Below are 13,742 nucleotides of genomic sequence, written 5' to 3'. Positions count from 1 at the left end.
GCTTCGCCGGCACCTCCGGCCGCCCGTCCTCGACCTGGCCGGGACGGCCCGATCCTGGCCGGGATCGTCTGAAAGCTGTGCGGCTTCCGGTCCGGAAGGGCTCAGACCTCCATGCCTGCGTATTCCAGCGACACGTGGAAGTCGGGCCCGTCGACCTGGGCGTGGAAGATGAGCTCCACCCGGATCCTCGCGGACAGCTCGGCGGGGTGTTCGTCGATCCATTCGGGGGCCTCAACGGGGGTCACGAACGAACTGAGGACGATATCCGCATCCACCCGGACCTCGCCCAGAGTGAGCCCGGATTCGAGGGTCTCCACCAGGTGCCACTCCACCGTCAGGAGGTCGGGCTCCAGGTGCTCGATCGTGGCGTCGGACACACCCGACAGCTCGGGCGCGTCCGGTTCGAGGCCCAGCTCTACGACGTCGCCGTGCAGATCCTCGCAGGCGCTGACCACGGCTTCGCGCAGCGCTTCGTCGAGTGTCCGCGCCGTCGACGGCTCAGGGCCGTGAACCGGGATCCGCAGGACGACGACCGCTGACGTCCGGCCGGCGCCGTGGACGGTGGTCACGCCGACATCGGGCGAGATGTTGAACAGCTCGGAGTCCCGCATACCGTCGGATCGGTCGAGCACGACAGTGACCCTGAGAGGCTCGCTCCCGCTGCTGATCATGATCGCGTCCACTGGGCCAAGCCCGCGACGACTCACGGTGCGAACGTCCACGGGAATACGGAAGCCACCGCCAGCCTCCTGGACGTAAAGCGACGGCACGTCGGATTTCGCCCGACGGACGACGAGTTCGGGTTCCAGATTGCGGGTGAGGAGGTCTTCGACCGAGCGCTCCACCATCGCCGATTGCCGCTTCTCGGTCAGCGTGACGACGTGGTTGCTGGTGAGCGTGAGCAGCGCCAGGAGGATGCGGTGGATATCGTTGTAGAACCGCATGGGATACCTGGCCACCAACTGGCCGCGCACGGCGTGGCACACCTTGGCGAAGACGTCGCGGAGGTGGGGCTCGACATAGCTTGGCGCTCTCCGGTTGCGGAGCATCGCGAGCGGGCGCCTTGCCGTGCCTGAGCCGGCTCGCATCCCGCTGGCCGCGTCCCGGTGCACGCCGGCGGCGACGGTAGGGAAGTCCAGTAGCTCCGGTGCACCCGGTAGTCCCATCTGCAGTAGGCCGACGAGGTGATCGGCGAGCAGAAGCGTGGGTCCCGTGGCGTTCACGTCGTGGGTGGACAACGCGTAGAAGTCCGAGTCCGGGCTGCCGTAACCGAGATGCGCCCCGGCTCTGCTGCTGCCGCACAGGTCCATCAGCAGCACCACGCGGTCGGCCGGCTTTCGGGCGAGAACCGCGCCCAGCCGGGAGAGCAGAAGCCCCTCGTTGTCGTCCAGCGCCAGGAGACTGTCGGTGCCGCGAGCCCCACTCGTGACACCGTGCCCGGCGAAGTACACCAGAATGGTGTCATCGGCTCGGTCGCAGGCGGCCCGGAGAGCGTTGAGCAGCATCTCGGGTGAGCTCGGGTCGAGCAGGATCTGGCAGCGGTCGGCGCTGAGGTTCCAACTGTTCGACGAGGTCAGAATGGACCGCATGTCCTCCAGCGCCTGTTCGACACCGGGGGGCGTTCGCAGCTCCCGATACCCGGACACTCCGATGAGCAGTGCCGCGCTTCTGGCCGGGTCGGGGAACTCGGGCTCGGCGAACTCGGCCTCCGCCGGCTCCTCGGGCAGCCACGCCGGCTCGGGCGTGGCTGCCCGGGCTTCCCGTCGGCCTCCGTCGAGCACCGCCAGCAGCTCGTCCGAAGCCACCGCGAACGGCTGGATGTCAGGCGGGAGGAGGGCCGGGTCCTCCACCGCGACGGCCGCAAGCCCGCGGCCTGCCTGGGGACGGTGCGAGTTGATGTGGCGGGTCAGGGCGGTCTGGACCGTCCAGGCGTCGTGACGGGTGACCAGGCGGGACAGTCGGGTGCGGGTGGCCTCGTGGAAGGTGAGGATGGCCGGGGCGTTCTCCACGACCTGGATGTCAAGAAGGCCGCTCGTGAGCAGCTCGGCGATGTCACCGACGGTGGCCTCCGGCACCGCTGTCTGGCGGACGAGCTGGAGCAGCGGGAGGCTGAGACGGGTGAACGGGCTGCACAGGGCCGCCAGTTGCCTCGCTGCGGGGGAAGCGGTGTGCAGGAAGGCCGCCGTGCGCCGCGAGGCATCGGGGGCAGGCTCGGCATGAGCGGCGAAGGGGGAGTCGAGGACGCCCGACGCGGGGACGAGCGCGGCATCGTAGCCCGCCGGTGCGCCGCGCATCACGCCGTTGGCCCAACGGTGGAGTGAGTGTGGGGTGAGGGCGAGGGTCGGCAGCGGCATCCAGCCGGGGTCGGTGCCGAAGAGGGCGCTCACCATCAGCGGTACGTCGTAGGAGAGTTCTGTGTTGTGGGCCGACGGCTTGCGGTTCTGTACCCGGACGGTCGGCAGGTCGAGGCCCGTGGCGCTCCATAGCCTGCTGGGCAGCGGGTTGAGCAGTACCACCGGTGTGCTGGCGCCCCAGGCACGCAACAACTGCCAGGATTCCGGCCGGCGCCAGCCGGGGGCCGCGCAGTCGGAGAGGACGAGGATCAGCCGCCGCCCGCCCGGCGCGGTCACCCGGCCACGGGGGACGGCGCGGCTGCGGTCATCCGTGATCGGCGGCTCGCCGTCGACGGTGAGCCGCAGCGACAGGACCCGGCGGAACACGCCGATGCTCGCCAGCAGGGTGGCGAACTCCTCGATGGTCTCCCGCCACACCTCCATGGTCGGATGCGTGTCGACCAGGACGACGACCTCGAACCACGGCTCCGGTGCGGGACCGAGGACGGGCGCGAGCTCGCCGCCCCGGGCGTATTCGCGCACGGTCGCCTCCAGGTCCAGTGCCCGCCGCACGCCGCGCGGGTGGCGGCGCTTGAACGGGCGCAGCGCACGCCCGAGTTCAAGGGCGTGTGGCAGCGCCCGGCCGGCAGCCACCCGCACCGGGCGGCCTGGCGCTGAGGGTCCCGCAGGCAGGCTCTCGTACAGCGGCACGCCGGGGACGGCCTCGGGCGAGGGGTTCGGCAGGGTGTCCGGCGCAGGAACGGCCGTGCTCGGGCGCGTCCCCTCCGGCGGACCTGCCGGGGCGGATGGCAACGGCAAGCTCACCGGCTCGCCGCCGTCACTCGTGTCCGCGCCCGAGTTCGCGGCGAGCCAGAGCGCGTCCGCCACCGTGGCGGCGTCCGTGTCCGGAGGCAGGATCCGGCTGAGGGCCGTGACCAGGCCGATGGCGCCGTCACCCACCGGAAAGGTCCCGCAGCATCAGGTCCAGTAGCCGGTTTCGCAGGGCCCCGGTGGGTGCGTCCGCGTCGGTGACCAGCCGGACGGCGTTCAGGAGTTGGTCCACCGCCAGGCTGTCCCCGCGGGCGACCCGCTCGGCGAAGGCGCTGACGAGCGTGGCTGCTTCACCCAACTCGTCGCGACGGAGCCCCAGATGGGACTCGACGGCCCGGCACAGTGTCTCCTCCGTGGGAGTCGGCATGTCGAAGCGGATGCAGCGGCGCAGGAACGGCGCGGGGAAGTCCCGCTCGCCGTTGCTGGTCATCACGATGAACGGGAATGTCGTGCACTGCACCAAGCCGTCCACGACGATGTGGGTGGCCTTCGCGTCCCACTTTCGGACGGCGACCTCCCGGGTCGAGTGCCGTGCGAGTTCATGGATTTCGAACCGCCCGCTCTCCAGAACATCGAGGAGGTCGGCGGGCAGGTCGATGTCGCTCTTGTCGATCTCATCGATGAGGAGTGCCCGAGGCCGGTGCCCGGGAAGCAGCGCGGTGCCCAGCGGGCCGAGTTGGAGAAAGGGCGCGATGTCCGCGGGTTCCTCCGAGCGCCCCTGTTGGAGCCGGAGCGCGTGGATGTGCCCGAGCGCGTCGTACCGGCACAGGGCCTCCGGCAGGGTGCTGCGCGAGGTGATGTGCCACCGCAGGGCCGGGCCCAGCTTCAGTTCGGCCGCGACCTGCTCGATGACAGTCGACTTTCCCGTGCCGGTGTTGCCGGTGATCAGCAACGGTCGGTGCAGGTAGAGGGCGGCGTTGACGGCGTCGGTGAGTCCCTCCGGCGGAAGGAACGCCTTGTGGGCGTCGTTCCGGGTAAAGCCGCGCCACGGCGGCGGAGGCGCGAGTTCGACGTCCCGTGGCTCGCCGTCGCCTCGGTAGTAGTTGTTCCAGGACATCAGGTGCTCCTCGGGGCGGGGGAGGGGTGCTGCGTGTAGTGGCTGCAGAAGTCGAGCCAATCGCGGTCGTGCCACGCCGAGCGGACGTCGGCCAGGTCGTCGAGGTGTCCATCGGTCGCCGGGTCCCGGTCGCCGGGGCCGTGCCAGCGACGGCGGTAGGCGTCGCTGAAGCCGTCGGGCAGGGTCTCCCAGAGATGGGCCAGGCAGGGCCACTCGGTGCGGGAGAGGTCGGCGTCCGCGCTCGGCCAGAACAGGATCGGGGTGTACGGCAGCAACGTCGTGACGAGATCCTGAAGGTGGGGTGGGTGGTGGCCGATCCCGATCGCCCGCTGGTACGCGCCCCTCTGCAAGGCGCGCAGCAGTTGCGGCGTACCGGTGCCGGCCAGGTCCACCCAGTCGACCGGTGCGCCCTGGTCGAGGGAGGCCGTGTCCATCTTCTCCAGCAGGGTACGGGCGTGTTCGTTCATGCCGCGGATGTAGCCCGGCACTACGAGCCGTCCGGCCCAGCGGAGGGTCACGGTGCGACTGGCGCCCAGGACGAACATGCCGACCATGGTCTGTTCGGGATGCCAGTCGAGCAGGACGGGCGCGGGAACGACTATGTCGACGTGTGTCAACTGGGCCTCCCCGGGGAGCCGGTCCTCGGCCCAGGCGACCACCTCGGGCAGTGCCTTCTCCACACCGTGCCGGTCCGGCACGCAGGGGAAGTGCTGGTGGTGGACGCAGTCGGGCCCGTTACGCAGGCAGGCGGAGAGAGAGTCAGGCCAGTCGACCCGGGCGGCGTGCAGGCTGACCACCAGCCGGAGCGCCCGCCCGTGCGAACGGTTTTCGTCGTGCATCGCGCGGGCGTCGTTCAGCGCGATCTCGGCGCCGGTCTGCTCGGCCCAGTGCCTCACCCTGGAATCCGACGGGTCGAATCCGCACGCCTCCGCCGCTGCGACCACATACCAGGCCAGCGCGAGGTGTGCGGACTGCTGACTATCCGCCATCGAGGTTCGTAGGGCGGCGTGTTCGAGGAGGTGTTGGAGCAGTGGTCGGCCAGCGAGCGGTGCGGGCGGTCGGACCGGCCGGGGAAGGCGGTCGGCCCATTGGCGGTTGAAGTCGGCGGCCAGGCGGCGGAGTAGCGGCGTGTTCAAGGCAGGACCGGCCGACTCGAGAATGAGGCGGCCAGTGTCCATGGCAGCGACCACGCCCGCAGCGACGTCAACAGCCCACCCCGAGCCGGAGCCGGCGGCCTGTGCGGCCAGCTCGACCAGGCCCTGACGTGTCCAGACGGCCGGTGCGGCCGGGGCGTCAGGCCAACTCCGGAGGGCGTCGGCGAGGTCGTCGGTGCCGATCCGGCCGATGGCCGTGCTCGGCCGCCATGCGGGGCGCTGCCTGTTCAGCGCGAGCCACAGCGGTCCGTCGGCGTCGGAGTCCCCGTCGAACTCGAACGCCTTGACGTTCTGCTGTTTCAGCCTCCCTGCTACTGGCAGTTTCACCACTCCGGTGCGCAGGAACTCGCCCTCCCCCGGAATGCCCTGGGTCAGTGTGGCGACGAGCTCCCGGGTGAAACTCAGGCCGTACGCCTCCTGTCGGGCGCCGCACGCTGCCAGCACGGCGATTCGCTTGCCTCCGGCGTTGAAGCCCCCGATCAGCGCGCTGATGTCCGGCATCGCGGCTTCGGCGTGGCAGGTGTCGATCACCGCGATGACTCCGGCCACCCCCTTGCAGTCTGCCGCGATCTCGAGCAGGGCCGGCACGTCGACGGAACTGTCGGCCTCGTCGGCCTCGCTGTCCGCGGCCATGTACCAGAGCCGCGCCCCGTTCGAGGGCGTCTGGCCGTGCCCCAGGAAGGCGAGGACGAGCGTCGCCCCGGCCTGGCCGGCCGCGCGGACGGCTGCGCGGACGGCCTCGTCGATCTCGCGTCGGCCTACCGATCCCGACCGAAGGCGGGTGGCTTCGGCCGCGGGGCTGGGCAGGCAGCCCCCGATCGCCTGGTCGGTGAGTGCCCTGAACAGATCGTCGGCTGCCGACTCCAGCTGCGGCAGCTTTTCCCCCGCCGCGTCCGACTGGGTGGCTATCAGCAGGACATGGCGGGCCGGGGGCTGCCACGCCTCGCTCATGACCGCGCGGTCCAGGCTGTCAGCGTCTCCATCACGGGCTTCGCGATCTCTTGGCGCCTCAGGTAGGTCGTCGCGTTGTGGGACCAGAACAAGGCCGACTCCAGCCGATCGGGAACCGGCTGCACACCCGCGGTGTTGGGCGCGACGACGTCGGCCAGCCTGCGCTTCGGCACGATGACGTCGTCACCGTCCCGGAAGTCGAGCCAGGCGGCGACCGACTCGGGAGTGGCAGGGGGACGGGGGCGCAGCAGAGGCCAAATGAAGCCTCGCATGGCGATCGGCGAGCCGACCGTGACGAACAGCTCGACCGGGCCCCGATATTCGGCGAGCGCCTCCAGCGCCACGACGGTGCCCAGTGAATGGGCCACCACGATCGTGGGCCTTCCCGGATCGAGACAGTCGAGCACCCGCTCACGAATCCGCTGGTCCAGCGTTCTGCCGGACTCGTCCGACTCGGCCCGTCGCAGGTAGCGGCCCGGCTGGGAGAGGATCCCGAGGAGTTCGCGCTGGCTCAGCTTCCGGGCACCCCAGCTCAGCCCGGGGACGGATGCGACAGCGGCGAGCAAGCTGCTGAGGTGCCGGCCGGCATTGCCGATGCCCTGTGCCTCGCCGTCCGGCCGCACCTGAGCACGGATCCGGGCCAGGCGCCGGTTGTCGCGGTGTGCGGGCAGGACCGCCAGCTCGCTGAGGAACTCCTCGAGCAGGCCGAGAACGATCTCCGCCTGATCCCCGTCCAACCCCTCCGCTCCGGCCGACCCCTGGGGCTGTCGGTCCGAGGCGAACAGGTCCCCGTAGTAGGCGAACGAGCAGTCGGCTGACCAGTCCGCGGTCAACGCGGAGATCTCCGAGGCGTACCCGGACTCCCGCGCGCCCTCGGCCAACGCACGCTTCCAGTCGGTGAGTTCCGCCTGCGCGTCGCGCCGGCCGCCGATGCCGTGCACAAAGACCAGCTTCGGCTTCACACGCTCGATCGCCATGGTCCATTCCCCCGCTCCACCAACGCGTCACCCACCGGCACCGACTGCCCCGTCCGCGCGCAGCGCTGCCCCTGCGTACCGGAGACGGCGGAAAAGAACCGTACCAACAGCACGGGTTCTGTGAGGAACCGACGAGGCAATGTCCTGTCCGAAGGGCTCCGACACTGGCACCTCCCGGAGTGTCGATGGTTGCCCGCCGGTCCGCTCGTGCTCAGGCGGAGCGCCGGTAGTAGGTGATGGAGACCTTGACCGGGCCGTCGTCCGGGCCGGTGGCGAGAGCGCGGACGACGGCGACGTCCCGGCCGCCCCGGGCGCGGACGCAGAAGCTGCGATCGGGGCGCAGCGCGGTGAACGGCAGGGCGGCGGCCGGCTGGGTCTCGATGCCCCTGACGCAGTCGGGGAGGGTGAGCCGGTCGGTCGGGGCGACGTAGGCGTCGCTGTCCTCCGGGAGGTAGAACTCGCCGGCGTGGCGGCCCAGGTACCAGGTGGAGGTGTCCTGGGCGGCGACCTTCCCGGCCTTGAGGTCGAACTCGTAGGAGTGGTCGGGGGAGGTGAGGGTGAGGTCGGTGTAGACGGCGGTGAAGCCGGGGATCGTGGTCGGCTGCGGGGCAGTGGTGGGGGCGACGGGAGCAGGCGGGGCGGCCGGGGAGGTCGGCGAGGACGGCGGGACGCTGCCGGTGGCGGCGACGTTCTGGTCGTCCAGGTCGTCGAAGTACTCGGGATCGAGCAGGAGGAACGCCGCGGCGGCGCCGACGAGGAGGGCGGCGGTGGTCAGCAGCGCGGTGCGGGCGCCGCGGCGGGCGGTGGTCGCGGCGGCGCGTCCGGTGGGGGCCGGCTGCAGCCGGGTGGCCGGCGGGGCGGGGAGGACCAGGGCGGTCGGGGCGTCGGCCGGGTCGAGGGCGGTGGTGGCGGGCGGGGGAGGAGTGGTCGGCAGCTCGGTGTGGCGGCGCAGCTCGGTGCTGACCTGCCGGGGCAGCCAGTCGTCGGCGAGGCGGAGCTCACCGCCGGTGGCGGGGTGGCGGCGGGCGAGCTCGATCAACTGACCGGTGCCCGGCCGGTGTTCGGGGTCCTTGGCCAGGCAGAGCCGGACCGCTTCGTGCAGTCCGGACGGCAGCCGGGAGAGGTCGGGCTCCTCGTGCACCGCCCGGTAGAGCGAGGCCGGCTCGGGGCCGTCGCCGAAGGGCGGGGTGCCGGACCCGACGTAGGCGATCAGGGCGCCCAGGGCGAAGACGTCGGTGGCCGGGGTGGCGGGCTGCCCGAGGACCTGCTCGGGGGCCATGAAGCCCGGCGAGCCGATGCGCAGGCCGGTGCCGGTGAGCGGGCTGGCGTCGGCGGCCCGGGCGATGCCGAAGTCGATGACGCGGGGGCCGTCGGCGGCGATCAGGACGTTGCCGGGCTTGAGGTCGCGGTGGACGACGCCCGCGGCGTGGATCACCTGCAGGGCCTCGGCGATGCCGGCCAGGAGCAGCAGGACGGTTCGCTCGGGCAGCGGACCGTGCTGGTGGACGACCTGGTGGAGGGAGGGGCCGGGGACGAAGGTGGTGGCCAGCCAGGGGGCGGCGGCGTCGGTGCCCGCATCGACCACCTGGGCGGTGTAGAGGCCGTGGATGCGCCGGGCGCTGGCCACCTCCTGGGTGAAGCGGTGCCGGAACTCCGGGTCCTCGGCGAGCTCGGGCCGGACGACCTTGAGCGCGACCGGCCGCCCCCCTGGGGTGTACGCGAGGTAGACGCGGCCCATGCCGCCCGCGCCCAGCCGCGCGCAGAGGCGGTAGCCGCCGACCTCGCGGGGGTCGTCCGGGGACAGCGCCTGGAACGCCGTGGGCGACGGGGCGCCGAAGGGCTCTGCGGACATGCTGGCTCCCAGCGGATCGAGTGAGGGTGGCGGCGCGGGCCCGGCCCACCCGTGGCGGACGGCCCGGACGGGCGGCGGATCCGGGCGCGGCGGCGCCTGCCGGCTCCGAGGCTCCGCCTCGTCGCCGCCGCCACCCCGCACGGATGTTCCGGAACGGACCGGATCATACCCCGGACTGTAATTTCAGTCAGGACCGGGTGCGTACACCCGGGGCGGGGCTCTGCGGGTAGGGTGATCGCTTGTGGCTGACCGTCGAACCCTGATCATGGAAGCAGCCGCGCGGGTCATCGCCCGGCGCGGCGTCCGCGGGCTGCGCGTGGAGGAGCTGGCAGCGGAGGCGGGCGTTTCCACCGCGCTGATCTACTACCACTTCAAGGACCGCACCGGGATCCTCCGGGCGACCCTGGAGTTCATCAACGACCGCGCCGAGCGCTACACGACCGAGCGGTCCGCGCAGGCGCCGCCCCTGGACGCCCGGGGCGAGCTGGAGCAGACGCTGCTCCTGGAGTTCCAGGACACCCCCCAGGTGCGGGAGAACAGCACGGCCTGGGGGGAGCTGCGGGCCAGCGCCGTGTTCGACCCCGATCTCCGGGAGGACCTGGCCCGGGCCACGCTGGTCTGGGTCCAGGAGATCGCCGACCTGCTGGGCAAGCTCCGGCCGATGAGCGGGGCGGCGGCGCTGGCCGCGTCCGCCGAGCGGCTGACCGCGCTGCTGGAGGGGCTGAGCGTCCGGTGGCTCAGTGGCAGCGTGCCGCTGACCCACGCGCGCGAGCTGATGGCCGGCGCGATCGACAGTGAGCTGAAGCGCCTGGGCGGGTAGGCGCGCCAGGGTGAGCGGGCGGCGGGCTCCGGGGGTTCCCGGGGCCCGCCGCCGTTTTCCGGGGCGCTCGATGCCCGGCCGCTGCTCCCCGCGTCCGGCGGCCGCGGCTCCACCCCCAGCTTCTTGACTGAATTTTCAGTCAGTGCGAGAGTGAGGGCACGGCACCGCACGACGCCTCCGTGACACCGGGCCGTTCCCTCCGCCCTGCCCGGCAGGGCCGCGGGTGACGGACCCATCGCGGGCGGCGCAGCACGAGGCCACCGCACCGTACCGACGGGCCACCTGTGACGCGGACGCCGTCCCCCCGGGGGCCTCGTCCGCCCCGGGCCCGGTACGGCCGGCGCGCCATACTTGATTCGGAGACCCGCATGAGCGACCCCTACCTCGACAACCGTTCCGTGTTCGGCCGGCTCTTCGGGGCCGAGTCCTCACGCAGGTCGGTCCTGGGCGCCGCGGCGCTGGCGGCGACCGGGGTGGCCGCGGGTGCGGCGCCCGCCTTCGCGCAGTCCGCGAGCCCGGCCGGCGGCGCGCTTCCGCGCTGGTGGGTGGAGCGCGACGACGTGCCGCACGCCCGGACGTGGATGTCCTGGCCCTCCCGGAAGTCCGTCTGGGGTCGCCAGCTGGCGGGTGTCCAGCAGGACATCGCGCTGATCGCCCGGACGATCGCCGGCTACGAGCCGGTGGTCGTGTGCGCCCCGGACGACTACAGCGTCCGGGAGGCCCGGTCCTTCTGCGGGCCCGCCGTGGACGTGATCGGTTCGATCTACACCGACGACCTCTGGATGCGCGACATCGCCCCGGTGTTCCGCCGCGACGGCCGGGGAGGCCTCGACGCCGTCGGTCTCAATTTCAACGGCTGGGGCAACAAGCAGACCCACCGGTACGACGCCGAGGTCGCGAGCTGCGTCGCGGACTGGTCCCGGCTCCGGTTCAGCCGGGCGGACTTCGTCGGCGAGGGCGGGTCGGTCGAGACGGACGGCGACGGCACCGTGATGGCCACCGAGAGCAGCCTGGTCAACAAGAACCGCAACCGGGGCATGAGCCGCGAGGAGATCGAGCGCGAGGTGCTCCACGTCTACGGTGCGGACAAGATGATCTGGGTGCCCGGCATCAAGGGCAAGGACATCACCGACGACCACATCGACGTCACCTCCCGGTTCGTCCGACCCGGCGTCGTGCTGGTGCAACTGCCGCCCGAGGACCGCGACGACGTCTGGGCCCGTGACGCCCGCCAGCAGTTCGACATCCTCTCCCGCGCCACCGACGCCAGGGGCCGCCGGCTCCAGGTGATCCGGGTGGACGGACCCGACACCGTGCGGTCGAAGGACCCGAAGTTCGTCGACTCCTACCTCAACTTCCACGTGGTCAACGGCGCCGTGATCGCGACCCAGTTCGGCGACCGGGTGAAGGACGAGGCCGCCCGGCGCACGCTCGCGGCGGCCTTCCCCGGCCGGGAGGTGGTCCAGCTCGACGTCGACCGCCTGATGGCCGGGGGCGGCGGCATCCACTGCTCCACGATGCAGCAGCCGCTGCCGTAGGCGTCCGCGCGGCCCGGTGCGAGCGCCGGGCCGCCGTCCAGGACGAAGCCGGGGCCGTGCCCCGTACCACTCTCACCCCTCTCCCGCCGGAGCGCTCCGTGCCAGACGTCACCCCCTCCCGCTTCTCCCCGTCCCGCCGCACGGTGCTGCGTGCCGCGGCCGGTGCCGGTCTGCTGGCCCTCGGGGCCGCCGCCTGCACCTCGTCCGAGGACGGCGAGGACGCCGCGTCCACGCCCGACGCCTCCGGGCCGCCGGAGCCCGGCGCGACGGGCGCTCCGGGGGCTCCGGGCACTCCGGGGGCGACGCTCGGTCGCAGGTTCGGCGCGGAGTGGGAGAGCCACACCCGCACGTTCATGGCCTGGCCGGCCTCCACCGGCATCTGGGCCGAGCAACTCCCCGACGTCCGTGCGGACATCGCGCGACTGGCCCGCGCCGTCGGCGGCTACGAGCCGGTGGTGATGTTCGCCCGCCCCGCGCAGGTGGACGCGGCGCAGAACGCCTGCGGCAAGGACGTCGAGGTCGTACCGCTGCCCGTCGACGACCTGTGGGCCCGGGACACCGTGCCGGTGTTCGTCGAGGACGGCGGCACGCTCAAGGGCGTGGACTTCAACTTCAGCGGCTGGGGCAACAAGCAGAAGGAGCACGGCAACGACACCGCGCTGGCCGCGGCGGCCCTGGGCAAGTACGGGATCGAGCGGGTCCGCACGCCCGTGGTCGCGGAGGGGGGCTCCTTCGAGACCGACGGTCGGGGGACGCTGATGGTCACCGAGAGCTCGGTGGTCAACGAGCGTCGCAATCCGGGCAAGAGCCGGGACGAGATCGAGGCCGAGCTCAAGAAGGCCCTGGGCGTGACCAAGGTGATCTGGTTCGCGGGCGTGCGCGACCGGGACATCACCGACGCGCACGTGGACTGCCTGGTGCGGTTCGCGGCCCCGGGGGTCGTCCTGCTGGACCAGCCGTTCCCCGGTGCGCCCGCCGACGTCTGGTCGCGCTCCGCCGCCCAGGCGCGCGAGGTGCTCAAGGGCGCCACCGACGCCCACGGCGAGCCGCTGCGGGTGATTGACCTGCCGCAGCCCGACCCGGACCGGATCACCGGCCGCGGCGAGGCGTTCGTGTCCTCGTACATCAACTTCTACGTCGCCAACAAGTCGCTGTTCCTGCCGCGCTTCGGCGACGCCAAGGCCGACGACCGGGCCCAGCAGATCCTGCGCGACCACTTCCCCGGTCGCGACATCGTCCCGGTGAAGATCGACAACATCGCCTCCGGCGGCGGTGGGATCCACTGCTCCACCCACGACCAGCCCGGCCGGCCGGCGGAGGGCTGATCGGCCCTTTTGGGCACCACCCGTGGATCCGGCCGCGCAGCGGCGCCCCCGACCTGCCCGGGGCCGGTTCCGCACGCCCTGTTCCCACTCCAGACGAGGCATGATGCGACTGACCCCCACCGAGCGGGACCGGCTGCTGATCTTCACAGCGGCCGAGCTGGCCCGCGCCCGCCGGGCCCGCGGCGTGAAACTGAACATCCCCGAGGCGCACGCGCTGATCGCGGACACCGTCTGCGAGGCCCCCCGCGACGGCCGGCGCCTCGCCGAGGCCATCGAGGCCGGACGCTCCGTGCTCAGCGCCGAGGACGTCCTGCCCGGCGTGGCCGACGTGGTGACCACCCTTCAAGTGGAGGCCGTCTTCGAGGACGGGACGCGGCTCTGCGTCATCGACGACCCGTTCCGGGCCGGTGGCTCGATGGGTCACGAGGCTCCCGGGGCGGCGCTCGCCGGTGACGGCGCGGGCTACCGTCCGGCCGAACCGGTCCTGCGGCTGCCGGTGCGCAACACGGCGGCGGTGCCGGTCTCGGTCACCTCGCACTTCCACTTCGGACATGCTCCGCCACGCCCGGATCGGGCGGGTCGACGTGCACGCGCACGCCGGCCTGGTCTCCCTCGACGGCGAACCGCTCTGTTCCGAACCGCCGACTCGGTCTCCCTGAACCGGCTCTACTTCCTCTGAACGTCCGGCGACCGGACGCGGCGCCGCCTCCGAGCCCCCCGGGGCTCGGAGGCTTCGGCGTTCGCCGGGGTCGGACCGCGAGGCGGGGCCGGACAGCACGATGCCGTCGGGCGGGGGGGCACCCGCGGGTGGGTGGCGGCGCCAGCGGGGGGGGGGGGGGTGAGTCGGCCCCGGGCCGGCGGGGGGGGGGGGGGGGGGGGGGCGGGGGCGGGGGGGGCGGGGGTG

At 72.4% G+C, this 13,742-nt stretch carries 8 protein-coding genes and 1 pseudogene; 4 read left to right on the top strand and 5 right to left on the bottom strand.

The genetic code is table 11. From position 1 onward, the window contains the following. Positions 1-101: 101 nt before the first annotated feature. The 5 genes from ACFVYI_RS09155 to ACFVYI_RS09135 all read right to left on the bottom strand — a co-directional run bounded on the left by ACFVYI_RS09155 (position 102) and on the right by ACFVYI_RS09135 (position 9,155). Positions 102-3,293 carry an SAV_2336 N-terminal domain-related protein gene (locus tag ACFVYI_RS09155; RefSeq protein WP_387882591.1) on the bottom strand — a complete coding sequence of 1,064 codons (3,192 nt, stop codon included), beginning with the start codon at positions 3,291-3,293 and terminating at the stop codon, positions 102-104. Further along, positions 3,286-4,221: an AAA family ATPase gene (locus ACFVYI_RS09150; RefSeq protein WP_387882589.1), complete on the bottom strand. Its 936-nt coding sequence runs from the start codon at positions 4,219-4,221 to the stop codon at positions 3,286-3,288. The genes ACFVYI_RS09155 and ACFVYI_RS09150 overlap by 8 nt, the downstream gene beginning before the upstream one ends. After that, positions 4,221-6,326 carry a hypothetical protein gene (locus ACFVYI_RS09145; RefSeq protein ID WP_387882588.1) on the bottom strand — a complete coding sequence of 702 codons (2,106 nt, stop codon included), beginning with the start codon at positions 6,324-6,326 and terminating at the stop codon, positions 4,221-4,223. The genes ACFVYI_RS09150 and ACFVYI_RS09145 overlap by 1 nt, the downstream gene beginning before the upstream one ends. Further along, on the bottom strand, positions 6,323-7,303 hold the full coding sequence (locus ACFVYI_RS09140) for an alpha/beta fold hydrolase (RefSeq protein WP_387882587.1): 981 nt from the start codon (positions 7,301-7,303) through the stop codon (positions 6,323-6,325). Before ACFVYI_RS09140 ends, ACFVYI_RS09145 begins: the two co-directional genes overlap by 4 nt. A gap of 211 nt (positions 7,304-7,514) precedes the next feature. Next, the gene (locus tag ACFVYI_RS09135; protein WP_387882585.1) at positions 7,515-9,155 is read right to left on the bottom strand and encodes a serine/threonine-protein kinase; all 1,641 of its coding nucleotides are present in this window, start codon (positions 9,153-9,155) and stop codon (positions 7,515-7,517) included. A gap of 265 nt (positions 9,156-9,420) precedes the next feature. Between ACFVYI_RS09135 and ACFVYI_RS09130 the strand changes: the two genes are divergently transcribed. From ACFVYI_RS09130 to ureA, 4 genes and pseudogenes are all read left to right on the top strand, one after another. Continuing rightward, on the top strand, positions 9,421-9,975 hold the full coding sequence (locus ACFVYI_RS09130) for a TetR/AcrR family transcriptional regulator (RefSeq protein WP_387882778.1): 555 nt from the start codon (positions 9,421-9,423) through the stop codon (positions 9,973-9,975). A 368-nt stretch (positions 9,976-10,343) separates the two neighbouring features. Then, on the top strand, positions 10,344-11,513 hold the full coding sequence (locus tag ACFVYI_RS09125; RefSeq protein ID WP_387882583.1) for an agmatine/peptidylarginine deiminase: 1,170 nt from the start codon (positions 10,344-10,346) through the stop codon (positions 11,511-11,513). Positions 11,514-11,611: 98 nt separating this feature from the next. After that, on the top strand, positions 11,612-12,838 hold the full coding sequence (locus ACFVYI_RS09120) for an agmatine/peptidylarginine deiminase (protein ID WP_387882582.1): 1,227 nt from the start codon (positions 11,612-11,614) through the stop codon (positions 12,836-12,838). A 103-nt stretch (positions 12,839-12,941) separates the two neighbouring features. Then, positions 12,942-13,409: pseudogene (gene ureA, locus ACFVYI_RS09115) on the top strand (urease subunit gamma); the annotation flags it as partial. Between the last annotated feature and the right edge of the window lie 333 nt (positions 13,410-13,742).

The sequence above is a fragment of the Kitasatospora sp. NPDC058218 genome, assembly GCF_042882445.1.
In the GTDB taxonomy this organism is placed as follows: domain Bacteria; phylum Actinomycetota; class Actinomycetes; order Streptomycetales; family Streptomycetaceae; genus Kitasatospora.
Note: the sequence above shows the minus strand (reverse complement) of the source record. Positions and strands in the feature narration are given on the sequence as shown.

What these genes read in the sequence shown, in the direction of transcription:
- ACFVYI_RS09145 (WP_387882588.1), bottom strand. Translation starts at nt 6,326, where the DNA reads ATGAGCGAGGCGTGGCAGCCCCCGGCCCGCCATGTCCTGCTGATAGCC.
- ACFVYI_RS09130 (WP_387882778.1), top strand. Translation starts at nt 9,421, where the DNA reads ATGGAAGCAGCCGCGCGGGTCATCGCCCGGCGCGGCGTCCGCGGGCTG.
- ACFVYI_RS09140 (WP_387882587.1), bottom strand. Translation starts at nt 7,303, where the DNA reads ATGGCGATCGAGCGTGTGAAGCCGAAGCTGGTCTTTGTGCACGGCATC.
- ACFVYI_RS09135 (WP_387882585.1), bottom strand. Translation starts at nt 9,155, where the DNA reads ATGTCCGCAGAGCCCTTCGGCGCCCCGTCGCCCACGGCGTTCCAGGCG.
- ACFVYI_RS09150 (WP_387882589.1), bottom strand. Translation starts at nt 4,221, where the DNA reads ATGTCCTGGAACAACTACTACCGAGGCGACGGCGAGCCACGGGACGTC.
- ACFVYI_RS09125 (WP_387882583.1), top strand. Translation starts at nt 10,344, where the DNA reads ATGAGCGACCCCTACCTCGACAACCGTTCCGTGTTCGGCCGGCTCTTC.